Annotated in this window: 23 protein-coding genes and 1 other RNA gene; 10 read left to right on the forward strand and 14 right to left on the reverse strand. The window is 62.0% G+C overall.

Going from position 1 to position 24,518, the window contains the following annotated elements; all coding sequences use genetic code 11:
- Window positions 1-38: 38 nt before the first annotated feature.
- Window positions 39-1,835 (reverse strand): ABC transporter transmembrane domain-containing protein, encoded by a 1,797-nt coding sequence (locus tag J2857_RS02935; RefSeq protein ID WP_210008466.1) that lies wholly within the window; start codon window positions 1,833-1,835, stop codon window positions 39-41.
- A gap of 188 nt (window positions 1,836-2,023) precedes the next feature.
- On the opposite strand from J2857_RS02935, the gene rpmE reads away from it, so the two are divergent.
- Together rpmE and J2857_RS02945 are read left to right on the forward strand one after the other, a co-directional pair.
- Complete coding sequence (rpmE, locus tag J2857_RS02940) at window positions 2,024-2,245, forward strand: 50S ribosomal protein L31 (RefSeq protein ID WP_037077078.1); 222 nt, start codon at window positions 2,024-2,026, stop codon at window positions 2,243-2,245.
- A gap of 104 nt (window positions 2,246-2,349) precedes the next feature.
- On the forward strand, window positions 2,350-2,892 hold the full coding sequence (locus tag J2857_RS02945; RefSeq protein ID WP_210010004.1) for an AAA family ATPase: 543 nt from the start codon (window positions 2,350-2,352) through the stop codon (window positions 2,890-2,892).
- 13 nt (window positions 2,893-2,905) lie between these two features.
- Here J2857_RS02945 and J2857_RS02950 read toward each other — a convergent pair whose 3' ends face one another.
- The 3 genes from J2857_RS02950 to J2857_RS02960 form a co-directional block, all read right to left on the reverse strand.
- Window positions 2,906-3,418, reverse strand: coding sequence for a DUF1465 family protein (locus tag J2857_RS02950; RefSeq protein ID WP_037077074.1), 513 nt, complete (start codon window positions 3,416-3,418; stop codon window positions 2,906-2,908).
- Between the two features lie 465 nt (window positions 3,419-3,883).
- Window positions 3,884-4,075 carry a DUF1192 domain-containing protein gene (locus J2857_RS02955; RefSeq protein WP_210008467.1) on the reverse strand — a complete coding sequence of 64 codons (192 nt, stop codon included), beginning with the start codon at window positions 4,073-4,075 and terminating at the stop codon, window positions 3,884-3,886.
- Window positions 4,072-5,391, reverse strand: coding sequence for an MFS transporter (locus J2857_RS02960; RefSeq protein WP_210008468.1), 1,320 nt, complete (start codon window positions 5,389-5,391; stop codon window positions 4,072-4,074). The genes J2857_RS02955 and J2857_RS02960 overlap by 4 nt, the downstream gene beginning before the upstream one ends.
- 190 nt (window positions 5,392-5,581) lie before the next feature.
- Here J2857_RS02960 and J2857_RS02965 point away from each other — a divergent pair, with 190 nt between their 5' ends.
- Window positions 5,582-5,749: a hypothetical protein gene (locus J2857_RS02965; protein ID WP_210008469.1), complete on the forward strand. Its 168-nt coding sequence runs from the start codon at window positions 5,582-5,584 to the stop codon at window positions 5,747-5,749.
- 7 nt (window positions 5,750-5,756) lie between these two features.
- Here J2857_RS02965 and J2857_RS02970 read toward each other — a convergent pair whose 3' ends face one another.
- The 8 genes from J2857_RS02970 to J2857_RS03005 form a co-directional block, all read right to left on the reverse strand.
- On the reverse strand, window positions 5,757-6,674 hold the full coding sequence (locus J2857_RS02970) for a PhzF family phenazine biosynthesis protein (protein WP_210008470.1): 918 nt from the start codon (window positions 6,672-6,674) through the stop codon (window positions 5,757-5,759).
- A gap of 111 nt (window positions 6,675-6,785) precedes the next feature.
- Window positions 6,786-7,232 carry a hypothetical protein gene (locus tag J2857_RS02975; protein ID WP_210008471.1) on the reverse strand — a complete coding sequence of 149 codons (447 nt, stop codon included), beginning with the start codon at window positions 7,230-7,232 and terminating at the stop codon, window positions 6,786-6,788.
- Window positions 7,233-7,455: 223 nt separating this feature from the next.
- Entirely contained in the window at window positions 7,456-8,352 is an 897-nt protein-coding gene (locus J2857_RS02980) for a fructose bisphosphate aldolase (protein ID WP_210008472.1), read from the reverse strand.
- Window positions 8,353-8,577: 225 nt separating this feature from the next.
- Window positions 8,578-8,868: a type II toxin-antitoxin system RelE/ParE family toxin gene (locus J2857_RS02985; RefSeq protein ID WP_210008473.1), complete on the reverse strand. Its 291-nt coding sequence runs from the start codon at window positions 8,866-8,868 to the stop codon at window positions 8,578-8,580.
- Window positions 8,856-9,134 (reverse strand): CopG family ribbon-helix-helix protein, encoded by a 279-nt coding sequence (locus J2857_RS02990; protein ID WP_210008474.1) that lies wholly within the window; start codon window positions 9,132-9,134, stop codon window positions 8,856-8,858. The genes J2857_RS02985 and J2857_RS02990 overlap by 13 nt, the downstream gene beginning before the upstream one ends.
- A gap of 98 nt (window positions 9,135-9,232) precedes the next feature.
- Complete coding sequence (locus J2857_RS02995) at window positions 9,233-10,435, reverse strand: phosphoglycerate kinase (RefSeq protein ID WP_210008475.1); 1,203 nt, start codon at window positions 10,433-10,435, stop codon at window positions 9,233-9,235.
- A gap of 219 nt (window positions 10,436-10,654) precedes the next feature.
- Window positions 10,655-12,502: a potassium/proton antiporter gene (locus J2857_RS03000; RefSeq protein WP_210008476.1), complete on the reverse strand. Its 1,848-nt coding sequence runs from the start codon at window positions 12,500-12,502 to the stop codon at window positions 10,655-10,657.
- 1,190 nt (window positions 12,503-13,692) lie between these two features.
- On the reverse strand, window positions 13,693-14,463 hold the full coding sequence (locus J2857_RS03005; protein WP_210008477.1) for an alpha/beta hydrolase: 771 nt from the start codon (window positions 14,461-14,463) through the stop codon (window positions 13,693-13,695).
- Between the two features lie 167 nt (window positions 14,464-14,630).
- Between J2857_RS03005 and J2857_RS03010 the strand changes: the two genes are divergently transcribed.
- Window positions 14,631-15,629, forward strand: coding sequence for an AraC family transcriptional regulator (locus tag J2857_RS03010; protein WP_245362995.1), 999 nt, complete (start codon window positions 14,631-14,633; stop codon window positions 15,627-15,629).
- A gap of 218 nt (window positions 15,630-15,847) precedes the next feature.
- On the opposite strand, the gene gap is transcribed toward J2857_RS03010, so the two are convergent.
- Together gap and tkt are read right to left on the reverse strand one after the other, a co-directional pair.
- On the reverse strand, window positions 15,848-16,858 hold the full coding sequence (gap, locus tag J2857_RS03015) for a type I glyceraldehyde-3-phosphate dehydrogenase (protein ID WP_210008478.1): 1,011 nt from the start codon (window positions 16,856-16,858) through the stop codon (window positions 15,848-15,850).
- A 74-nt stretch (window positions 16,859-16,932) separates the two neighbouring features.
- Window positions 16,933-18,915 (reverse strand): transketolase, encoded by a 1,983-nt coding sequence (tkt, locus tag J2857_RS03020; RefSeq protein WP_210008479.1) that lies wholly within the window; start codon window positions 18,913-18,915, stop codon window positions 16,933-16,935.
- Between the two features lie 354 nt (window positions 18,916-19,269).
- Here tkt and J2857_RS03025 point away from each other — a divergent pair, with 354 nt between their 5' ends.
- The 6 genes from J2857_RS03025 (at window position 19,270) to J2857_RS03050 (ending at window position 24,518) form a co-directional block, all read left to right on the forward strand.
- Complete coding sequence (locus J2857_RS03025; protein ID WP_038589375.1) at window positions 19,270-19,542, forward strand: DUF4164 domain-containing protein; 273 nt, start codon at window positions 19,270-19,272, stop codon at window positions 19,540-19,542.
- A gap of 25 nt (window positions 19,543-19,567) precedes the next feature.
- Window positions 19,568-19,945, forward strand: coding sequence for a cell division protein ZapA (locus J2857_RS03030; RefSeq protein WP_210008480.1), 378 nt, complete (start codon window positions 19,568-19,570; stop codon window positions 19,943-19,945).
- A 64-nt stretch (window positions 19,946-20,009) separates the two neighbouring features.
- A non-coding RNA gene (gene ssrS, locus J2857_RS03035) (6S RNA) lies at window positions 20,010-20,168 on the forward strand.
- Window positions 20,169-20,342: 174 nt separating this feature from the next.
- Window positions 20,343-22,151, forward strand: coding sequence for a diguanylate cyclase (locus tag J2857_RS03040; protein ID WP_210008481.1), 1,809 nt, complete (start codon window positions 20,343-20,345; stop codon window positions 22,149-22,151).
- Between the two features lie 484 nt (window positions 22,152-22,635).
- Window positions 22,636-23,919, forward strand: a complete 1,284-nt coding sequence (locus tag J2857_RS03045) for a hemolysin family protein (RefSeq protein ID WP_245362996.1) — start codon at window positions 22,636-22,638, stop codon at window positions 23,917-23,919.
- Window positions 23,919-24,518, forward strand: a complete 600-nt coding sequence (locus tag J2857_RS03050; protein ID WP_210010007.1) for a 5-formyltetrahydrofolate cyclo-ligase — start codon at window positions 23,919-23,921, stop codon at window positions 24,516-24,518. Before J2857_RS03045 ends, J2857_RS03050 begins: the two co-directional genes overlap by 1 nt.

Raw genomic sequence — 24,518 nt, forward strand, 5'->3', positions numbered from 1 at the left:
TCCAGTTTAGACCAGGCGAAACACGTTGGCGTGAAGGATTACAGCGCGGTCGCGCTCTGCCGTTCGATGTCGTGGAACTGCAGGCGGGCGAGCTTGGCGTAGAGGCCGCCTTCGGCGATCAGGCTCTGGTGGGTGCCTTCCTCGACGATCCGCCCGTCTTCCAGAACCAGGATGCGGTCGGCTTTCAGCACGGTCGCCAGCCGGTGGGCGATGACCAGCGTGGTGCGGTTCCTCATCAGCCCGTCGAGCGCCTTCTGGACCAGCGTTTCGCTTTCCGCATCGAGCGCGGAGGTCGCCTCGTCGAGCAGCAGGACCGGGGCATCCTTGAGAATCGCACGGGCAATCGCGATGCGCTGGCGCTGGCCGCCGGAAAGCGTGATGCCGCGCTCGCCGGCCATGGTGTCGTAGCCGTTGTCCAGCTTCGAGATGAACTCGTCGGCCTGGGCGGCTATCGCCGCGGCGCGGACCGCCTCGCGGCTGGCGTCGGGAGCGCTGAAGGCGATGTTGTCGTGGATCGAGGCGGCGAAGATGGTGACGTCCTGGGGCACGATCGCCATGCGGGAGCGCAGGTCGGTAAGCCTTGCCTGGCGCAGGTCGATGCCGTCCAGTTTCACCGAGCCGGCGGAGGGATCATAGAAGCGCAGCAGCAGCGAGAAGATCGTGCTCTTGCCGGCGCCAGACGGGCCGACGATCGCCACCGTCTCGCCGGACTTCACCTTGAAGGACAGCGAGTTCAGGGTGATGGCGCTGACGCGGGCGGGATAGGCGAAGGAGACCGTCTCGAACTCGACTTCGCCGCGCGGCGGAGATGGGAGCGCGACCGGGTTTTCGGCGTCGCGAATCGCCGGGACCTCGTGCAGCAATTCGGTCAGCCGCTCGGCGGCGCCGCCGGCTGACGAAAGCTCGCCCCAGACTTCCGAGAGCTGGCCGAGCGAGCTGGCGGCGATCACCGAATAGAGCACGAACTGGCCGAGCGTGCCGGCGGTCATGGTGCCGGCCAGCACGCTCTGAGCGCCGTACCACAGCACTCCGACGATGCTGCCGAAAACGAGGAGGATGCCGAAACCGGTCAGCAGCGCGCGGGCCTTGATCGCGGCGCGGGCGGCGTCATAGGCGCTTTCCACGGTGCTGCCGTAGCGGCCGTTGGCGGTCGCCTCGCCGCCGAAGGCCTGGACGGTGCGGGTGGCGCCGATGACTTCGGATGCGAAGGCCGAGGTCTGGGCAAGCGTATCCTGGGCGGCGCGGGAGCGTTTCCTGACCGAGCGCCCGAAACCGACGAGCGGAAAGACGATCAGCGGAATGGCGCCGAGCACCAGCGCGGACAACCGCGGGCTGGTATAGATCATCATGCCCATGGCACCGAGACAGAGGATGGTGTTGCGTAACGCCTGCGAGGCTGCGGAACCGAAGGCGGACTTGATCTGCGTCGTGTCGGCCGTCAGTCGCGAGACGATCTCGCCCGACTGGTTGACATCGAAGAAGGACGGCGACAGCGATGTGACATGCGAGAACACCTCGCGGCGCAGGTCGGCTACGACCCGCTCGCCGATGGTGATGACGTAGTAGTAGCGCATGGCGCTGGCGACGGCGAGCAAGGAGGCCAGCGCCAGCAGCATGCCGAAATAATTGTTGATGAAATGGCCATCGGAAGAGGCAAAGCCGTGGTCGACCATGCGGCGCACGGCAAGCGGCAGAGCAAGCGTGGTTGCGGCGGCGAGGACGAGGAAAACGATCGCCGCGGCGACCATCGAACGATAACGGGCAAGATAGGGAAGGAGCCTTGCGAGCGGTCTTAAGGCTTTGCCTCTCGGCTGGTTTTCTCGGGCGTCTGCCACGTCATCTCCATAGGCTCGAAAGGCTCAATTCTCGGCCTTGCGGGTACTTGTACTTCCGGCGACCTTCCTGTATAGGCTCCGCATCGAATTGGGAAGCCGTGACCAGACCGGTCTGCGGCTTCATTTATTAAAGAGGCCTGTCGCTCGCAATTGCGACAAATGGACCTCGCAAGCGCAGGAATATCGACATGAAGGCTGGCATCCATCCCGACTACCACGTGATCAAAGTGGTCATGACCGACGGCACCGAATACGAAACCCGCTCGACCTGGGGTTCGGAAGGCGCGACCATGAACCTGGAAATCGACCCCAACTCCCATCCGGCCTGGACGGGCGGCAACCAGCAGATGCTGGACCGTGGCGGTCGCGTTTCCAAGTTCAACAAGCGTTTCGGCGGCCTCGGCCTCTAATACGCTTCTTGGCGGACGAAATAAGAGAGCCTGGCGAGAGCCGGGCTTTTTTGTTTGCGGTGTTTTTGACAGGGGAGGAGCCCTTGAAAGAGCAATCCGATCGTATGACCACGTTCCGGCGGATCGTGATCATGGGGAATGGCGGGTCCGGCAAGACCTGGCTGGCGCTAAGGCTGTCAGAGCCGCTTGGCCTGCCGCTCGTCCACCTCGACGACGTGCATTGGGAGCCGGGCCGCTACGGAATTGCACGCGACAGGGCGGTCGTGCACGAGGATGTGCGGAGGATGGCAGCGGGCGAGGCCTGGCTGATCGAAGGCGTCTATGGCCTCTACGTCGATATCGCCCTGCCGAGGACGACGACGTTGATCTGGCTCGATCTGAGTGAGGAGGAATGCGTGGCGAATATCATGCGCCGCGGCATTCAGGGCGGCGAGAGCCAGGAGTCCTTCGACGGGCTGGTCAAATGGGTGTCGGAATACAGAGCCCGAAAGAACAATTGGAATTCGTTCGAGGGTCATCTGAAGCTTTATGAAAGCTTCTCAGGCCAGAAGGCGCGACTGACGAACAGGGACGAGATTACCGCGTATGCGGAGAACTTTCTGCGATCGCGAAAAAGCCGGCACAAAATGTGCACCGGCTGTGATTAGGCAGAGCGTCAGATCAGTTGCCGAAGGCGGTGCGCAGCAGGTTGAGCTGGGCGCGGACGCTGTTTTCGTTGTCCGGCAGCACGGCAGGGTCGGCCGGGCGATAGATCTCACGGTCGAGAATGGCGACGCGGTTCTGGAGGCGTAGCGAACGTTCGACGAGATCGCGGAAACCCTCCGGCAGATCGAGCCAGCCCGGAGCATTGCGGTCGACGTTGAAGCCGTCGAGGCGGACCTTGCTCTTTTCCGACATGACCTGTTCGCGGCTCATCTCGCCATTGTTGACGGCGCGCTGCAGAAGCAGCCAGGAGGCCATCTGCATGAGGCGGGTGGTCAGCCGCATGGACTCGGCCGCATAAAGAACCGATGCCATGCGCGGCAGAACCTTCGAAGCGGCGCGGCCCGTACCGTCAAGATAGCTCGCGGTCTCCTCGACCAGCGACATACCTTCGGAGTAGAGCGCCTTGAACTGCGAAGAGGCAGCGGCACGGCCTGCAAAACTTACGGTATTCAATCCCTGTTCGGACATCGAAATCATCCTGCTCAACGCAATCACATTCAGGCAATGACAACGGCGGATAAAAGTTCCCATGCCGTTCTGACTGACCTGAACATGATACTTATAATGGAAATCCGCAAGACGTTTCTTAAGGAAAGGTTAATACCCACAAGAAGTGGTAAACAGCGCCCATGTTCCTGAAATGAGACGTATTTTGGCGTCCAATACAACAGTTTGTTTCTGTGGAAAAGCCGGCTGAAACCGTCGCCACGGCGGTGTCGAGGCCCAAGAGCCTGAGCCGGGTCGGTGCCGCCCTAAAAAGAAGAGCCGCGGAAAGGCGGCTCTCAAGGTAAAACAGGGAGAAATCAGACCATTCGCCGAATGGTGAAACTGTCTGAGTCCAGGAAGCCTGAACGTCTCTATATTCTGCGTTAATGATTAATATAGTCTTAAAACTAAGCGGAAATACTTAGAATTCTTGGCGTCAATCAACGTTCAGGAACGGAACAGACTGTCGGCCGCACGCCGGCCTGCGGCCTTTTTCTCCTTCTCGGCCTCGAGCCGGGTGATCTCCTGCCTCAGCAGATCGATTCGCGATTCGAGCTCGTCGACCGAGAGCATGGAGAGGTCGCAGCCGAGTTCGTGGGTCTTCGGTTTCTTCGGCCGTTCGTCATCGAGAAAGCTCATGATGCCTCCTTTCTGGCATTCGTATCTGGTCTGGCATTCGTATCTGCTTTGGCATTCACATCCGGTGCCGGATCGGCGGTGCGGGAGCGCGGGTCGAGCGAGAGGCTTTCCGGCGTCGAAAGCTGGGAGCTGCCGCCTGACGCCGTCGTGTAGGCGTCGCGCTCGGCGACCGGTATCGGCGCCCGCTGGCGGATGCGGATGATCGCATAGGCGGTCACCAGAAGATGCGCGCACGCCGTCACCGCAAACAGGGCATGCGGGCCGGCCCAGCTCATCACCGGGCCACCGAGCGTCGGTCCGATGATCGTACCGATACCATAGAGCAGAAGCAGGCCGCCGGAGACTTTGACGAAATCCTCCGGCGCGGCGAAGTCGTTGGCGTGGGCAACCGCGATCGGATAGAGCGCGTTGGCGGCGGCGCCATAGATCGCCACCAGCACGACGATCTCATAGCTGCCGGTCGGGTGGATCACCAGGATTGCCAGGCCCGCAAGCGCTGCTGCGGCCGAGAGGCCGGCCAGCACATGGCGGCGGTCCATCCGGTCGGACAGCCGGCCCGCCGGAAACTGCATGATCGCGCCGGCAAAGATGGTGATGCTGACCATTGCCGCGACCGCGCCCTGGTCGAGGCCGGCGCGCGTGCCGAACACCGCGCCGAGCGTGCCATAGGCGCCGTTGGCGACGCCGATCAGGAGGATGCCGATGCAGGAGATCGGCGAATTGCGGAACAGGGCGCGCAGATCGAGCCGCGCCCGTTTCAGCGGCTGCGGCGAGGCGGCCTTGGACAAGGTCGTCGGCAGTGCTGCGAGGCTGTAGAGGATGCCGCAGATCATGAACAATGTCGGCGTCGCGATATCCGCGAAAGGCACCATCAACTGGCCGCCGACGACACCAAAAAGGGTGATCGAAATATAGAACGAGAAGATGGTTCCGCGGCTCTCGCTGGTGGCGCGCTCGTTGAGCCAGCTTTCGATGATCATCGAGGTGCCGGCGGTGCAGAAGCCGGTGATGGCGCGCAGAACCAGCCAGGTGTTCTGGTCGACCAGCAGCCCGGTCAAAAGCACGTTCAGGCAGATCAGCGACAGGAAGCCGGAAAAGGCACGTACGTGGCCGATGCGGCGCACCACGTTCGGCGCCACGAAGCAGCCGATGACGAAGCCGGAGGCCCAGGTGGTGCCGAGCAGGCCGAGCACTTCGTTGGAATAACCTTCCTGGGCGCCCCGCACCGGCAGAAGCAGGCTCTGCAAGCCATTGCCAAGGAAAAGGAGAAGCGTACCGCAAAGGAGGGCGAGGATTGGAAGGAGGTTTCGTCTCATCTTTGCTACTGTCAGCTCTTTGCGAGAATGCGGTCGATCACGGCTCCGCAAACAAGCATTGTTGCATGCCGATGAACCGGGCGTTAACGAAAGCGAAGCGGATTAGCTATTCCTCGAATCCCCTCCACGTCTATCTGTGGTGGAGCGCAAAAATGTCCAGCCTGTGGCGGACGAGATCGGCAAAACGTAGATGACAAAGACGATCGCGGTTCTTCTGATCTTCGCCATGCTGGTGCAGGTCATCAAGCCGCTCAATCTTCCGGGCTTGAGGCGCCGGGGGGATTTCTGGAAGCTGGCAATCGTCGCCTTCGCGGTCTGGAGCGCCGCGTTGATCCTGCGCGAATTCACCACGCTGTAATTTATCGCTAGACGTCGATAGAGCCGCGCATGACGGGCACGCAGCGGCCGGTGATGGTGACGTCGGTCACGGTTCCGGCCTTCTTCACCACATCGAGGTCGATGATGCTGCGGCGTCCCATCTCGACGCCCTGTTCGATCGTCACGTGGACCTCGACATCCATTTCCGGGGCACGCGTCACCAGGAAGGCGGAGAGGGCGGCTGAGGCGCTGCCGGTCGCCGGATCCTCCATGACATTGTCGAGCGGCGCAAACATGCGGGCGCCTATGGCGAACGGATTTTCCGGGCTCCGGACATAAAGGAAGATGGGGAAGTCACCTTCGGGACCGGTATGTTTTGCGGCTGCCTCGTGGAAGACCGTGATATTCGGCCGGGCGGCGGCAAGTGCCTCGAGGTCATCGAGTTCGGTGATCGCGAAGGCGAGTCCGACCGAGGCGAAGACCGGTTTGTGGGTGGTGGTGCGGATGTGTTTCTCGTCGATCGAAACGCAGCCGGCGATGAGGCCTGGTTCGATCTCGACCCCGGTCTCTAGCGGTCTCGGAGCGCGGATCGTAGCGCCGATCACACCGGCTGCCTCCCGCAGCAGCTTGATCTCCACCAGACCGGCGATCTCCTCGAATCGGAGCGTATCGGCGAGCGGCTTGCCGAACAGTTCGCGCCGCTGACCGAGCACGTAGGCGGTGCCGACATTGGGGTGGCCGGCAAAGGGAATTTCCATTGTCGGGGTAAAGATGCGCACCCGGGCGCTGTTTTCCGGATTTTCCGGCGGCAGGACGAAGGTGCTTTCGGCGTAACCGAATTCGATTGCGATCCGCTGCATCTGCTGATCGGTCAAGTTCCGCGCATCCGGCACCACGGCGAGCGGATTGCCGGCAAAGCGTTCGGTCGTGAAGACATCGACGGTGACGAAATCGGCGGTCGGCATGGTGAAATTCTCCGGAAGCGATGCCGGATTTAAAAGCCTCATCGGCGGCCATTACCAGCCAATGTTTTTGATAGCGGTCATCAAGGGAATGAAAGCGGCCTGCGCATCGGCTCAGGCAAGACCGTGATCCTGCATCGCCTTCTCCTCGTCGCCGGTGATATAGGCGAAAATCCTGGGGTCGCCGTCGGCGATCGTCACCAGATAGAAGTTGGTGAACCGGACATTGCCGGCTTCGCCCGCCTTGTTGACGTAGGAAAAATCCCACCCGACTTCGGCAAGCGCATGAAGGTCGTTGAGGCTGGTGATCCTCACGCCGGTAATGTCCATCCGTTTGCCGCCGGCATCGCGATACCGGGCAAAGCCCTGTGGGATCACGTCCCGGAATGCCGCGTCATTGGCTCCGCCGAACACTGCCTGCGGCGTCGAGCCGACGAAATAGGCGGCGAAGAACGCTGCGACGCCAGAGACATTCACCGATGCCGCGTCCTTCAGGGCATCATTGCTGGTCCGGCCATATTCATCGAAAAGCCTGCGGACCTTTTCTTCAATTTCTGTCATGGGCAACCTCCATCATGCAATGAACGTTGTTTTGCCCGTTCGGTTCACGTCCGCTTCAAGGTCGCAGCAAACAGAAAGGCCGCTCCGTTTCCGGGGCGGCCTTCTTCCTCCTCCTTGAAAAGGCGCTCCTCAAGCGGCCCTTTCGAGATTCTTCTCCCAGCTTTCCTTGGTCGCATGTTTCCTGAGAACGGGGACATGCTCCACAACCGGTATCAGGATCGCATCAGGATTTAGTGACGCTTGCGGCGTAGATCTGATCGATCGTTTTGGCAAGGCTCGCATTGAACTCTGTGTCGCTCATCGTGACGCGGAGGTTTTCCGCCAGAGCGCGCGAGAAACTGGCGATCATGCCATGGTTATGGCTGAGCTTTTCGCAGGCGTCCGCTGTGCTGTAGCCACCGGAAAGGGCGACGACGCGGACAACCGATTTGTGGGCGACCAGGGGGGCGTAGAAATCGGCGACCGTCGGGATCGTCAATTTGAGCATGACGGTCTCGCCTGCGGGAAGCTTGTCGAGCTGCTGTGCGATCTCGTCGCGCAAAATCGCTTCAGCCTGCTCCTTCGTCGGGCTCTTGATGGAGACTTCCGGCTCGACGATCGGCATGAGGCCCTGGCCGATGATTTGACGGGCAACCTGAAACTGCTGCTCCACGACAGCCGCGATGCCGGCCTTGTCGGCATGGGCAATGACCGACCGCATCTTGGTCCCGAATATCCCCTTTTCGCGACCGCGGATCAGGAGAGCGTCCAGCTCGGGCATCGGTTTCATCGTCTGTACGCCGTTTTCCTCGGCATTCAGGCCCTTGTCGACCTTGAGAAAGGGTACGACGCCGCGCTTTTCCCAGAGATAGGAGGGAACGGCCTGACCCTCGACATCGCCATCCATGGTCCGCTCGAAGAGGATGGCGCCGATAACCTTGTCGCCCGTAAAGGCGGGCGCGCTCATGATGCGGACGCGCATGGCATGCACCAGGCGGAACATCTCCTCGTCACCCTGATAGTCGGTGTCGGACACGCCATAAAGACGCAACGCTCCAGGTGTTGAACCACCGCTCTGATCCAGCGCCGCAATAAATCCGGGCGCAGAACTCATCTTGTTCAACATCTTGGCGTCCACCATACTACACTCCTGTCCCTAAGTTGGCGCGATACGCGCTCATTCTCCCTAAGTCGTCAGTCGCCGATAACAGAAGTTATTTTAAAGGGAAATCCACCCTTAAGCTATTGAAACGTTTGAATTCATTTCAATCGTTTAAAACATCTAAAATATTTTAAACCCGTTAACTTCAGAGCGCGCCGCCCTATATGCGCGCGCTCTTTCGGAAAGATGACGGAAGACATACCGTCAATAACCCGCCTCCTTCTGGTGCCGCACCGCCAGGATGGCGACCGTATCGGCCTGAAAGCGATAAAGGGCGATATAGCCGCTGTTTCCGAAATCAATAAGCCATTCGCGGTATTCGGGTTCCATATCTTCGACCGGGCGACCCAGGCTCGGCTGACGGGCCAAAATATTGACGCTGGCTCTAACAGTCTTCACGGCGCGGGCGGCTGCTTCCGGATTTTTGGGTGCAAGGAATCGGAAGAGGCGTTTCACGTCATCAAGCGCAGGCGGCGTCCAGATCAGGTGTGGCATGCCGGCGGATCCACATCCTCACCCGCTTCGAGCTTCGCAAGCCACGCATCGGCTTCCTCGGAGGTGAGATGCAGGCCGTCCTGCCGATAACCTTCCCAGGCGCGCTGGCCGTCCTGATGGAATGCTTCGCGCCTTTCCTCCTTCTCGACATACTGTTCGATGGCCTCCCGCATGATCCAGTGCGCACTGCGGCGTCGCGCCTCGGCGAGTTGCCGGATGCGTTCCCTCAGTTCGTCATCGAGTTTGATGGAAGTAGCTGTAGGCACGGCAATAACCCAGTAGTGAAAGGTGTTACCTCTCACTACTGTAATCTCTCTTGCTCACGTTGTCGACCCGGCATCAGGTTTCGGATCGACAAGGCCTCTCAGCCGGCCTTGACCAGCACCGAGACGCCCGGCAGTTCCTTGCCTTCCATCCATTCCAGGAATGCGCCGCCGGCGGTCGAGACGTAGGAGAAGTCGTCGGCGGCGCCGGCATGGTTGAGGGCTGCGACCGTATCGCCGCCGCCGGCAACCGAGGTGAGCTTGCCGGCCTTGGTCTGCTCGGCCGCATGTTTGGCGGCAGCGACGGTCGCCTTGTCGAAGGGTTCAATCTCGAAGGCGCCGAGCGGGCCGTTCCAGACGAGCGTCGAGGCCTTGGATATCCATTCGTTGACGGCTGCCACGGACTTCGGTCCGACGTCGAGCATCATGGCGTCAGCGGGGATCGCGTCGATATCTACCACTTCGTTGGCGGCACCGGCCTTGAACTCGCGGGCCACGACGCCGTCGACCGGCAGCACGATCGCGCAATTGGAAGCTTTCGCTTCCGCCATGATCTTGCGAGCAGTATCGGCGAGGTCATGCTCGCAGAGCGATTTGCCGACATTGATGCCCTTTGCCGCGATGAAGGTGTTGGCCATGCCGCCGCCGATCACCAGCGCGTCGACCTTCTTCACGAGGTTCTGCAACAGGTCGATCTTGGTGGAGACCTTGGCGCCGCCGACGATGGCGACGACCGGGCGGGCCGGATTGCCGAGGCCCTTTTCGAGCGCTTCCAACTCTTCCTGCATGGTGCGGCCGGCATAGGCGGGCAGGTGGTGCGCCAGCCCCTCGGTCGAGGCATGGGCGCGATGGGCGGCGGAGAAGGCGTCGTTGACGAAGATGTCGCCGTTTTTGGCGAGCGCCTCGGTAAAGCCCGGATCGTTTTTCTCCTCGCCCTTGTGGAAACGGGTGTTTTCGAGAAGCAGGATATCACCGTTCTTCATGCCGGCGACTGCCTGTTCGGCTTCCGGACCGATGCAGTCGGAAGCGAACAGGATCTTCTGGCCAAGCACCTGGTTGACGGCCGAGACGATCAGCGACAGCGACATGTCGGCGACCGGCTCACCCTTCGGGCGGCCGAAATGGGCGAGCAGGATGACCTTGGCGCCCTTCTTGGCAAGTTCCAGGATGGTCGGCGCGACGCGCTCGATGCGGGTTGCATCGGTGACCTTGCCATCGGCGACGGGGACGTTGAGATCGACGCGCACGAGCACGCGCCTGGCTGCGATATCGGTGAGGTCGTCAAGGGTTTTGAAGGCCGGCATGATGCTAATCCAGTTACTCGGGAAAGTGCAGCGGACCATACTATTCCTGACCGGCGACGCAAGACGATTGGTTGCAACCATCTCCATTCCGTAAGCGGCGGACATGCTACACGCTCATTCTACTGCGATACCGTAGCGGGTGAAGGACTTTATTTAGGCTGCTGCCGTTCAAGCCACGCAAAGGCTGCGGGGAAGAACAGCTGCCGTTCCGGCTGAGCCCTATGCCGGACCTTCCGGCGGCACGGTGCCCGGCTTCACGGGGACGTGCTTGCCGCGATATCTGCGGACCAGATCGCGGATGCGGTGGGCGATCTCGCGCATGTTGATGAAGATCGGCAGGTTGGTTGCCGGTTCCACCGGTTCCAGCGAAATGCCGATGCTGCGGACATGTTCGTGCTCGTCGAGTTCGCGCACGATCAGGATGATCGAGCCGAAGCGGATGCGGTCGGCATAATCCGCCCGGCCGCCGAGCCTGGAGGTGACGAGGTCGCCGACGGTCATGTTCTGCTCGTTGGCGGAGAGCAGGCCGGGGCCGTAGGCCGCGTCGAGTTCCTTGGCGGGCCTCGTCGGCGAGATGGCAAACGCGCCGAAAAATTCGGCATCGTCCTCGTCGACCGGCACCTGACTTGCGAAGATGCGGTCGAGCAGTTTCGAATAGGCGGGCGAAATGAACAGGTAGACCTGGTCGTTCTCCTTCAGCCGGCCGGCATATTGGTAACGCATGCTGCGGCCGTCGCGGATGACCAGCGAGGGCATTGCCCAGCGGGGGATGCGCTCGCCCTGCAGGATCGGGCTGTCCTTCATGACGCGGTAGGAGATCAGCTCGTGATGGGCGGTGCCCGGCAGGTCGAGCTCGACCTTGTCGACGGCGCCGATGCGCGGCGGAATGATCAGGCCGAGCTTGTGGGCGACGGGCTTGATCGTCCAGCCCTGGACGAGGAGGGAGACGAGCACGATGATGAAGGTGATGTTGAAGAAGAGCTGCCCGTTCTCGACGCCGCTCAGGATCGGCATGATCGAGAGCAGGATGGAGACGGCGCCGCGCAGGCCGACCCAGGCGAGGAAGCTGGTCTCCTGCTGGGTGAAATCATAGGGCAGCAGGCTCAGCCAGACCGCGATCGGCCGGGCGACGAAGATCAGGAAGAGCGCCAGCCCGATGGCCGGCAGGAGGATGGCCGGGAATTGCGAGGGCGTGGCGAGCAGGCCGAGCACCAGGAACATGATGATCTGCGCAAGCCATGTCAGTCCCTCGTTGAAGCGGATGATCTGGGGCTTGGCGAACATCTTGCGGTTGCCGGAATAGATGCCCGCCACATAGACCGCCAGGAAGCCGCTGCCGCCCATGGCGCCGGTGAAGGAAAAGACGAGCAGCGCCAGCGTCAGCACGAAGATCGGCGCCAGGCCGCGGTCGGAGGTGAAGCGGTTCAGCACCCAGACGATCATCATGCCGCCCAACAGCCCGCAGATGACGCCGAGCCCCATTTCCTCGACGAACAGGAACAGGAAGTGCAGGTCGAGGCCGGAAAGGCCCTGGCCGGTCGCCAGGAGCTCGGCGAGCGCTATCGTCAGGAAGATCGCCATCGGATCGTTGGTGCCGGACTCGACTTCGAGCGTCGAGCGCACCTTGTCGCGGATGTTGATGCCGCTGACGCGCAGCAGGAAGAAGACGGCGGCGGCATCCGTCGAGGCGACGATCGAGCCGAGCAGCAGGCCCTCGAGCCAGTTGAAGTCGAGAAGGATCGTCGCGGCGAAGGCGAAGATGCCGGTCGTTAGCAACACCCCGACCGAGGCGAGCGTGACCGCCGGAACCGCGGCGATGCGAAACGAATGGATGGGAGTCATAAAGCCGGAATCGAACAGCACGATCGCCAGCGCCAGATATCCCAGCATGAAGGTGAAGGAATAGTTCTCGAAATTGATGCCGAGGCCGTCGACGCCGGCGAGCAGGCCGATCGACAGGAAGACCAGCAGCAGGGGGGCACCGAAGCGGAAGGCGAGGAGGCTCGAAAGGGCAGCCGCCAGCACCAGGACCGTGCCGACCAGCAGGATGATGTAAAACGCCTCCACCGATAAGTCCCTTCCTTCGCACCTCTCGCCGACACGATCCCCGTCCGCAGCCCCGGAACCGGAACTGTGCCACGCCGCAACGCGGCCATGCAAGAATGGGGCAGATCCCGGCCGAGGGCCAGGCGAATCGACTGATCGATTAGGCGGGAACAATTCCGGCAAGAGAAGGGCAGGGGCGGGAAAAAGATGGACTCGTGCCTTGGTGCCGATGGCTTTTCAAAGATCGGAGAGCCCACACGAATGCGGAACCTCAATAGAGTTTAATTAAGTGGCTCCGCATTCGCGTGGCCTTCGGCGTCTTTTCGGGGCTTCCGGCCCCTACAGGTGATCACCTTGCCCCACTGCGTGGCTTTGTTCGCGGCTTCCTTTCGGGAAACCTTGCCACTTGCACGGCCAATCCGAACCCGGCCCGGTGGCCAGGGGGAGGCTTGATAGGGTTCGGGTTGCCCCTAACCCATGGTTTTCACCTCTTCCATCATCCCCGCACGTTACGGTTCCGATGAAAGCGCCGGCCCCCGCCTGCCCGCGAACGTCTCGCGAAACACTCCGGTGGTGAGAGCGAGGGGGATTGTAGACGCGATGAGATGGGGGGTGGAACATCGAGGGTGAAAAAATCTGAACGGTGTGTCGCAGTACAGGACTTGTACGGAGCGAATGTCTTCAATGTCTCCCTTCGGCCCGAGCGAACATTTATTTCGTGTCAAAGGATACGACCGCTTTGCAGCGTCATTTCAGTCATCCAGACAGGCTCCGAGATTTCCTCTAAATCTGCAGTTCGGCTTATGCGACTTGAATGTCCAGCTCGAGGAAAGTCGTCAGTCCGCTTTCGGCGCAGTCACTCGAAAGCCCGACATCATGCGCCTAGCCAGGTTGGGGCCGGAAACTCACCGTCAGTTTCTGGCGCTTGCGCGACCAAGCAAGACATCTGGTACGCGCGGTATGCGAAGCTTTGGCTACGCGGGCGTAGATTTTTGGCGACCATCGTATCAGTTTATGGGCCGTAGAGGGGCTTTGCTCCAGCTATTCGCCGCGGCCAGAGACGCGTTAAGACGGCCAGTTTGAACGTCGCCCATATCACAGTATTGCCGGTAATATGGGGGCAGCGCTGCCGGTGCGACCCTGCGACCGGGACGTTGCACATCGATGCTACCGACCACCACCAGGCGGGCGGTAGCATCGGTTGACGAGAGCTACTTTGCTCCTGCCGCTGCTTCTATGACTGCAGCCACTTCCTTGGCGTGCGAGGCCAGCGAGGCGTGGCTACCCTCGACCGTCGTCACCTTGGCCTTCATCCGTTCGGCAAAGAAAGCCTGTGCGTGGGGATCAAGGACGAGGTCCTTGGAGCTCAGGACGTACCAGCTTGGCTTGTCGTGCCACGCCGCGACCTCAGCAGGCGCATCGAAGGCAGTGTGGTTGATCGGCATCTGGTGCGCTGCCAGATGTTCACCGATCTTCTTGGGCAGGTCGCCCGCCACTGCAGTGGGGAATACTGCAGGATCGATGGTCAGGTAACCCTTTGCGTCGGGCCGAATGGCCTTCACGCCGGGGGTTGCCGGACCGCTGGCCGCCAATGCTGTGATGGTTTCACCTTTCTCGGGCGCAAAGGCCGAGACATAGACGAGTGATGCCACCTTGGCGTAGTTGCCCGCCTCGCCGATCACCACGCCACCCCAGGAATGGCCCACTAGGACAACTGGGCCATTTTGTGCATCCAGCACCGCATTGGTGGCAGCGACGTCGTTAGCAAGCGAGGTCAGTGGGTTCTTTACCGCGGTCACGTTGTAGCCCTTGGCGGTCAGGATTGCAGCGACGCCGTCCCAACTGGTCTCGTCGACGAAGGCGCCGTGGACAAGAACGATGTTCTTAATTGTTCGACCCGGGAGTGCCGTCTGGGCCCATGCGGGTGCAGCACCAAGCATGGCGGTCGTTAGCATTAGGGCGGACATAAGAAGAGATTTCATTTGGAGCTCCTATAGGACGCATGAGCGCGATTGCTTAGTTCGGATAATCTGCAATGCTGTCGGCTACTCGACGGCATGAAGACCAGGATGGCCCTGCCTTCGCGGAAACACTTGAACTGCCCAGATAAATCCTCGCTGAAGGCAAAACCAAACTAGGGCTTACCGAGATGGATCACTATGACCCGAACTCCGCAATGCATGCTCCGTCGTCCAAAAATGCGATCATGCTCGCCTCTCGGGTGGATTTGCTCTCCCAGATTTTGGCTATGGTCAGCCTGCATGGCGAAATCGTCTTTACCGTCGAGCTCAGCCAACCCTGGGCGCTACGCTTTCATCCAGGAGCAGCTTATTTCTTCATCGTGCTCGAAGGGGGCCTGACGATTGTGAACGATCAGGGCCATGCCTTGCAGGTGGCAACTGGCGATCTGATCATGCTGCCTCGGGGCCATGGACACGGCTTGAGCGATGGCGAGTGTGCAACTGAGGCTGACTTGGCAGCCCTGATGGCGGCGCAGGTTACCGCCGAAAAACTCAATGTCTCCCACGGCGGGGGCGGCCAACAGACCAAGCTTATCGCTGGAGCCTTTCGGTTCGAAAGCGCTTCCGTGCCCTGGCTCGTATCGGCACTGCCGTCGGTCATTCACATTCCAAAAGCCAGCGGCGAGACCGCCGGATGGGCCGAAGGCCTTGGCTACTTCATGATGAAGGAAGCCCAGGAGGTGTATCCCGGCGCGTCCATCATGATTTCACGGCTGATCGACGTGCTGGTGATCAGTATCCTGCGTAGCTGGGTGCGGATCGAGCGGGGCGGCAATGTCGGCTGGCTTGGAGCGCTCGGGGATGCGCGCATCAGCCGCGCGCTCAAGGCCATCCACGACGAACCTTATCGGCGCTGGACCGTGCTCGATCTGGCTCGGGTGGCGGGCGTGTCCCGGTCCGGCTTCGCGGCGCGATTTACGGCATTGGTGAAAGAAGCGCCACTTTCCTACCACAGCCGCTTGCGGCTGACGCTCGCCTTGGGCTTGATGCGTCAGCCCGATGCCAAGGTTGGGTCGGTCGCCCGGCAAGTGGGCTATGATTCCGAAGCAGCCTTCAGCCGAGCCTTCAAGGCACAGTTTGGTTTTGCGCCCGTGAACGCCAAATCGACAACTATGCAGGATCGATGATGGCGTGGAGCCGACGCAATGCATACCAGATTGTAAATGCGGCGAGCATAAGCAAATGTCTACATTTGGGCGCGCCTGGTGACGTTTGCCGTCGAATTCCTCGCTTCTGTCGTGGCCAGCACCGCCGTCTCCGGCATTTCCCGCAAACAAAAACCCCCTCCCTTGCGGGGAGGGGGCGATATCCTGCCGGTGCCGCCCGAAGGCGGCCTCTGTGATCCTCAGATCAGCTTCGAGAACGCCACGGCCGTGTCGGCCATGCGGTTCGAGAAGCCCCATTCGTTGTCGTACCAGGAGAGGATGCGCACGAAATTGCCTTCGAGCACCTTGGTCTGGTCGATCGCGAAGATCGAGGAATGGCTGTCGTGGTTGAAGTCGCGGGATACGAGCGGCTCTTCGGTGTAGCCGAGGATGCCCTTCAGCGCACCGTTGGAGGCGGCCTTGATCGCTTCGTTGACTTCGGCAACCGTGGTCGTCTTCTTGGCGACGAACTTGAAGTCGACGACCGAGACGTTCGGAGTCGGCACGCGGATCGAGGTGCCGTCGAGCTTGCCTTTCAGGTGCGGCAGGACCAGGCCGACGGCCTTGGCGGCGCCGGTCGACGTCGGGATCATCGACAAGGCGGCTGCGCGGGCGCGGTACAGGTCCTTGTGCATCGTGTCGAGGGTCGGCTGGTCGCCCGTGTAGGAGTGGATCGTGGTCATGAAGCCATGATCGATGCCAAGAGCGTCGTCGAGGACCTTGACGACCGGAACCAGGCAGTTGGTGGTGCAGGACGCGTTGGAGATGACCAGATGTTCGCGGGTCAGCTTGTCGTGGTTGACGCCGAAGACGACGGTGAGGTCGGCACCGTCGGCAGGCGCCGAGACGATGACGCGCTTGGCGCCGGCGGTCAGGTGGGCGGCCGCCTTGTCGCGGGCGGTGAAGATGCCGGTGCATTCGAGCGCGATATCGACGCCGAGTTCGCCGTGCGGCAGGGTCGCCGGATCCTTGATCGCGGTCACCTTGATCGGCTTGCCGCCGCCGACGGTGATCGTGTCGCCCTCGACCTTCACATCGGCCGGGAACTTGCCGTGGATCGAATCGTAGCGGAGCAGGTGGGCATTGGTCTCGACCGGGCCGAGGTCGTTGATGGCGACGACTTCGATGTCGGTGCGGCCGGATTCGACGATTGCGCGCAGAACGTTGCGGCCGATGCGGCCAAAGCCGTTGATGGCAACTTTTACAGTCATGTCATTCTCCCGAAAATGTGCGGTCTGTCTTGGCGGGGCGCGCTGGACGCGCCCCTTTCATGGTCAGTCTTTGCTCAGGCGAGCTGTTTTTCGGCTGCGGCGACAACCGCTTCCGCGGTGATGCCGAAGTGCTTGAAGAGGTCCTTGGCAGGGCCCGAGGCGCCGAAGGACTTCATGCCGATGAAGGTGCCCTTCGGGCCGATGAAGTGATCCCAGCCCTCGCGCACAGCCGCTTCGACGGCGATCTTGACCGGCGAGTTGCCGATGACCGCGGCCTGGTAGGATTCCGGCTGGTCGAAGAAGAGCTCGACGCAGGGGACGGAAACGACGCGGGTCGCGATGCCCTTGCCGTCCAGCGTCGCCTGGGCCTTCAGCGCCAGTTCGACTTCGGAGCCCGATGCGAAGATCGTCACTTTGGCGTCGGCCGCGGAGACGAGCTCGTAGGCGCCCTGGGCGCAGAGGTTCTTCTCTTCATAGGTCTTGCGGGCCGGCGCCAGGTTCTGGCGGGTCAGCGCCAGGCCGGACGGGCGGTGCTTTTCCTTGAGCGCCAGCTGCCAGCATTCGGCCGTCTCGGTCTCGTCGGCCGGGCGGAACATCAAGAGGTTCGGGATGGCGCGAAGTGCTGCGATCTGCTCGACCGGCTGGTGGGTCGGGCCGTCTTCGCCGACGCCGATCGAATCGTGCGTCCAGACGTGCACGACGCGGATGCCCATCAGGGCCGCGAGGCGGACGGACGGACGGCAGTAATCCGAGAAGATCAGGAAGCCGCCGGAATAGGGGATCAGTCCGCCATGCAGCGAGATGCCGTTCATGGCGGCGGCCATCGCATGTTCGCGGATGCCCCAGTGCATGTAGCGGCCGGAGAAGTCGGTCGGGGTGATCGACTTCATCTGGCTGGTCTTGGTGTTGTTGGACGGGGTCAGGTCGGCCGAGCCGCCGAGCGTTTCGATGACGATGCCGTTGATGACTTCGAGCGCATCCTCGGAGGCCTTGCGGGTGGCGACCGTCGGGTTGTTCTCGGCGATCTTCTTCTTGAAGGCGTCGATGGCGCTGTCGAAATTGCCCGGCAGGTCGCCGGCGAAACGGCGCACGAACTCGGACTTCTTGCCGGTTTCGGTCGAGGCCAGGCGATCCTCCCAATCCTTGCGGGTCTTGGTCGAGCGCAGGCCCGCGAGGCGCCATGCATCGAGAACGTCGGCCGGAACGGTGAAGGCTTCCGCCTCCCAGTTCAGCGCCTTGCGGGCGGCGGCGATTTCCTCGGCGCCAAGCGGCGAGCCGTGGACCTTGTGGGTGCCCTGCTTGTTGGGAGCGCCGAAGCCGATGATGGTCTTGCAGGCGATGAAGGTCGGGCGGTCGGACTTCTGGGCGGCTTCGATCGCAGCGGAAATCTGGTCGACGTCATGGCCGTCGATCTCGATCGTGTTCCAGTGGGCGGCCTTGAAGCGCATCACCTGGTCGGTCGAGTCCGACAGGGAGACGGCGCCGTCGATGGTGATCGAGTTGTTGTCCCAGAAGAGCACCAGCTTGTTGAGCTTGAGGTGGCCGGCAAGCGCGATCGCTTCCTGGCTGATGCCTTCCATCAGGCAGCCGTCGCCGCACAGCGCATAGGTGAAGTGGTTCTGCAGGTCGGAGCCGAATTCCTCTTCCAGCTTGCGCTCGGCGATCGCCATGCCGACGGCATTGGCAATGCCCTGGCCGAGCGGGCCGGTGGTGGTCTCGATGCCCGAGGCATGGCCGTATTCCGGATGGCCGGCGGTCTTGGAGCCGAGCTGGCGGAACTGCTTGATGTCTTCCATCGTCATGTCCTCGTAACCGGTGAGGAACAGCAGCGAATAGAGAAGCATGGAGCCGTGGCCGGCCGATAGCACGAAACGGTCGCGGTCCGGCCAGAGCGGGTTCTTCGGGTCGAATTTCAGGTAGCGGGTGAAGAGGACGGTCGCGATGTCGGCAGCGCCCATCGGCAGGCCGGGATGGCCGGAATTGGCCTTCTCTACAGCATCCATGGCAAGGAATCGGATCGCGTTCGCCATCCGGTTATGTTTGTCGAGAGAGGTCATGGCTAATCCGCTTTTTACGGGTGTCGGTCACGGTCCTCGTGGGACCACTTGAGGGGTGGCCCGGGGACCACCTGAGAGCGGCTGATCCTTAGCAGGTGCAACGCGCAAGTCAACAAAAGCGCCGCCTTTACGAAGGGGTGATGACGAACTTTCCTGCAGCCTGCCTGAATTGTGAGCAGCAGGTGGGCAGCCTGTGTCGAGCGACAGAAACATGGGGGACGATCCACAGTTAGGACACTTTTGAAGGACCTGGATTGATTGACCGGCTTGCGGGCGGTGAATAGTCTTCGGCCCGTGTTGGAGAGGCCGGTCGTATCGATTCGGCGCATTTCGCGTATCGACAGGAAGCTTCGCATGCCGTCGGAAAAGACGATCGACATGGTGATTTCGGAACTCAGGGCGGCGATCGGCGGTCTGGAGAGCGCCGTTGATGCGCGCATCGAGCGCCAGCGTGAGACCCAGGACGTGGAAGGCGAGGTTCGCCGCGTGCACGCGGACCGGGCACGTCTGGCGCAGGAACTCGACCAGTCGCAATTCCGCGCCAATCGGCTGGAAGAAGTCAACCGGGAAGTCTCGCGGCGCCTTGTGACGGCGATGGAAACCATCCGCGCCGTGCTCGATCGCTGATGCGCCAAGATCAAAAGGGAATGCCATGGCCCAGGTAACGGTGATGATCGACGGCAAGGCCTATCGCATGGCCTGCGAGGAAGGGCAGGAAGACCACCTGACCGAACTCGCCGACCGGTTCGACCGTTATGTCGGGCATCTCAAGGGCCAGTTCGGCGAGATCGGCGACCTGCGCATCACCGTGATGGCCGGTATCATGATCATGGACGAGCTTTCGGAGATGACCCGCAAGCTTGGCCTGCTCGAGGCGGAGGTCGCGTCGCTCAAGTCCAACCGCGACGGAGCGCTCGAAAACCAGCAGCGCAACGAACAACAGGTGGTATCGGCGCTTGGTGAGCTCGCTTCGCGACTGGACGGCCTGACCGCCAAGCTCAACGGCCGCGCGCCGGCACCGATCAACTGATCCAAGTCGATAATAAAGGCTTTCCGCCACTGGTGCGGACCGGCAATCACACATATATTGGCGATGCGGTCTGCGCCTCACGACAGGAACCACAATCCCTGGGGCCATACTCGATCCAAAGGGAGCTGTCCCTGGCCAGGCCCGTGGGCTTGGACACACGGCGCCCACCTACGTTTGTAGGCACCCAGGATCGTAAACATCCATCGGTTGCCGTGGATCGCACTTCATCTTCCTCGATTTCAGCGCGGTTTCCCTTGCGCGTCCGGGCTTTATGCCGGCGCTTATTCATTTAAGCGAACTCTAATGCGTTTACCATGTCGTGGACTTGACGCCGCCTGATCACAGTCTGGGCGATGCTCTTAATCCTCTTTTCAAACGACGGGACTATCTTCCCGGCATGCGTATCAACGAGATCACTAATTGGGCCTATGGTGTCACGGTCGTCCTGACCGTGCTGTCCGGTGCCGCCTTCATTCTGTCTGCAAAGAGCGCCAATCAGGAGCGGATCGCCGTCGAGGAGCACCTTTCCCTGGATGAGCTCTCCGAGGATCTGGCGCTCGGCGCGGAAGAGCGCACCGATGAAGCCCGGCTTTACGTGATGCGCGGCGAGGACCGCCATCTCCAGGCTTTCCGGCGCAAGGAGACCGAGGAGCAGGGGCTCGAACAGACGATCAAGGGCATAAAGGCGCTCGGCGTCTCTAATGCCGAGCTTGCGGCATTGGTCGAGGTGGGGCAGGACGCGGACGCCCTCGATCAGCTCGAAGAGGCGGCTATCGCGGCCTACCGGGACGGCAACCGGGCCGGGGCGCAGGAGGCATTGTTCGGTCCCGAGCATGACCGCCTTCAAACCGGGCTCCTGGAAACCGTCACCCGTTTCCGCGAACTGGTGAAGGCGCGTACCGGGACTGCGGTAGCACTCGCGCAGTCGCGCAGCGACTGGTGGGGTTTTGCCGCCAAGACGATGCTTGCCATCACCGCCGCACTTTTCCTCGGCGTCCTCTATTTCGTGCTGAAGCGCCGCGTCGCCATGCCGCTCACCCGTATGACCGGCATCGTCACCCGGCTCGCCCGGCAGGATTATGCCGTGGAAGTGCCGATCGACCGCCGACGGGACGAGATCGGCGAAATGAACCAGGCAATCCACATCTTCCGCGAAAACGGACTGGAGCGGGATCGCCTCGATGCGGAACGGCGGGCCGACCAGCTCACCAAGGATCTCATCCTGCAGATGATGCACCGCCTGCAGGCCTGCCAGACGCAGGGCGAACTGGCGGATGTCGTCTCCCGTTTCGCGCCGCAGATCTTTCCGAACCTCGCGGGCCAGCTCTATGTGCTGAACGACAGCCGAACGATGCTTATCGAGATTGGATCCTGGCTCAACCCGCAGCTTTCGGCCCCGTCCTTCCCGACCAGCGCCTGCTGGAGCCTGCGCCGCGGGCGGCCGCACCTGAGCCATCACGGCCAGGGCGACATTCCCTGCCAGCATCTGGGCGAAAGCGATGTCGCCGGGCTCTGCGTGCCCCTGACGGCGCAGGGCGATACGATCGGCCTACTCTATTTCGAAGAGCGTCCCGGCCATGCGATGGCGGCGGAAGGCTCGCGCCTCTATCTCGAACTGATCGCCGAGAATATCGGCCTTGCGGTCGCGAACCTGCAGCTCCGTGATCGGCTGACCAATCTTGCCGTGCGCGATGCGTTGACCGGCCTTCTCAATCGCCGCTGCCTCGACGAGACGCTCGGGCGCCACGGGCGCGACCATGCAAGCCAGCCGCTCGCCTGCCTGATGATGGATATCGACCGCTTCAAGCGCTTCAACGACGAATTCGGGCACGACGCGGGCGACATGGTGATGCAATATGTCGCGCAGATAATGCTCGACACCGTTGGCCAGGCGGGGACCTGCTACCGCTTCGGCGGCGAGGAATTTACCGTGCTTGTGCCGGACGCAACGGAGACCGCCGCCTTCGAGCTTGCCGAACGGCTGCGGCAGAAAATCGCCACGACGCCGCTTTCGCATGGCGGCCGTATCCTCGGCCTGGTGTCGATTTCGATCGGCGTCGCGGGCTCGCCCGTCGAAGGGCCGGTTTCGACGCTCCTCACGCGGGCGGATGCTGCACTTTTCGAAGCCAAGGCTGGCGGGCGGAATCAGACCGTGCTTGCGGGTGCTGTAAAGCTTACGGATCAGGCGAGCCGCAACTCGGCTTGAAACAGGCCGGCGATAGAACTCTGCGGCAGCCGATATCCACTGCTGCAGCATGCTTCTCGCTGTCGAGGACGACGGGATCGGCGGGCGCGAGGGCGATGCGCCAAAGGGCGCCGGGCCCGGCAGCCGCATGGTCAGATCCATGGCCGCCACGCTCGGCTCGACGATCCATTGCGTGCCTTCTCTTTCCGGCACCCGTGCCGAACTGAGGGTCAGCCTTCAACAGGCGATGTCCCGGAGACGGCGTCTTTCTGCCACGCTCGAAGCCCTTCATTTTGTTCCCGCCATTGCAATGCCCGCATGCCGACCCTATGATTTCCGGATGCGCGTGAAGGTGCATAGCTCCGAGAACCAGCCCGGTTTTCTGAACTGTGCGCGAAACGTCGCGGACGAAGCGCCTTTGGCGCGGTCGGATGGATGCGGGCGCTCCTCGGAGCGGCACATCCGTTTCGCGTGCAGGCATATTGTTCCAATCAAAGAGCTTCTCTTGTTAACCGAAATACTCATCGTCATTGCCCTCACCGTCCTGAACGGTGTCCTCGCGATGTCGGAACTTGCCGTCGTCTCCTCCCGTCCGGTGCGGCTCCGGATCATGGCCGAGCAGGGTAATCGCGGCGCGGCAACCGCCATACGGCTCGCCGAAGACCCCGGCCGCTTCCTTTCCTCCGTCCAGATCGGCATCACGCTGGTCGGCGTGCTGTCCGGCGCATTCTCGGGCGCCACGCTCGGTGCGCGGCTGACCACCTGGTTCGAAGCGCAGGGCATGGCGGGCAACCTCGCCGACTGGCTGGGCGTCGGCACCGTCGTCGTTTTCATCACCTACCTGTCGCTGATCGTCGGCGAACTGGTGCCGAAGCAGATCGCGCTGCGCGCGCCGGAGGCGGTCGCCGCCCGTGTCGCACCCGCCATGAAAATGCTGGCGACGGTCGGCGCGCCGATCGTCTGGTTGCTCGATGTCTCCGGCCGGCTCGTCCTCAGCCTGCTCGGCCAGCGGGGCGAGCAGGGCGACCGGGTCACCGACGAGGAAATCCGTACCGTGCTTGCCGAGGCCCAGAGCGCCGGCGTGATCGAGACGGAAGAATCGGCAATGATCTCGGGCGTCATGCGACTTGCCGACCGCACGGCGCGCGGCCTGATGACGCCGCGCCGGGATGTCGAGGTCATCGATATCGAGGACGGGCCGGACGAAATCCGCGAGCAGCTGCGCGCCACGCAGCGCTCGCGCCTGCCGATCCGCAACGGCAGTTCGGACGAGATCATGGGTACGCTGTTCGTCAAGGACGCCTACGACTTCATCGCCGGCGGCAAGATGCTGGATATCCGCGGCATCATGCGCGAGGCGCCCGTCGTCTCCGACCTGACCGGCGCGCTCGACGTCATCCAGGCGCTTCGCCGCGCGCCGGCCCATATGGTCCTGGTCTATGACGAATACGGTCACTTCGAAGGCATCATCACCTCGGGCGACATCCTCGAGGCGATCACCGGCGTCTTCCAGGAGGAAAACGACGAGGAACCTGCGATCGTTGCCCGCGACGACGGTTCTTTCCTGATCGCCGGCTGGATGCCGGTCGATGAATTCGCCGACCAGATGGGTTTTTCGCTCGGGGACGATCCCGGCTACGAGACGGTCGCGGGTTTTGTGCTCGACGAGATGAAACGCCTGCCGGAACTCGGCGAGAGCTTCACCAAGAACGGCTGGACCTTCGAGGTCATCGATCTCGACGGCCGCCGCATCGACAAGCTTTTGGTAAAGCGGTCGGACAGGGCATGATGGACGTCTTGAAGACCAAGGCGGAGCTTCGAGCCGCGCGGCTTGCCGCGCGGGACGCCATTCCGCCGGTCGAGCGCATCGAGAAGAGCCTTGTCATCGCATCGCACGGGGTAGAGGCAATCGATCTCGAAGCCGGCGCGATCGTTTCGGGTTTCCTGCCGATCCGCTCGGAAGTCGATGTGCGGCCGCTGATGGCGCATCTGCGCGACCGCAGCGCGCGGCTCTGCGTGCCGGTCATTCTCGACAAGCAGACCATCGTTTTTCGCGAACTGGTGCGCGGCGCGGAACTGGTGGCGGGCGTGTTCGGCACGTTCGGGCCGGGGCCGGATGCGGCGGAACTCGAACCGCAGGTGATGCTGGTGCCGCTGTCGGCTTTCGATGCGGCGGGGCACCGGATCGGCTACGGCGGCGGTTATTACGACCGGGCGATCCATCGCCTGCAGCAAAAAGGCCTGAACCCGAAGCTGATCGGGATTGCCTTCGACTGCCAGGAAGTGGCATCTGTTCCCTTTGAACCTCACGATATCAGACTAGACGCTGTCCTGACGGAGAGCGGTTACCGGTCCTTCGAAGATATGGGCCGCGCACGGATTGGATAA

Origin of the sequence: Neorhizobium galegae (assembly GCF_017877055.1) — a bacterium.
GTDB classification, from domain to species: domain Bacteria; phylum Pseudomonadota; class Alphaproteobacteria; order Rhizobiales; family Rhizobiaceae; genus Neorhizobium; species Neorhizobium galegae_D.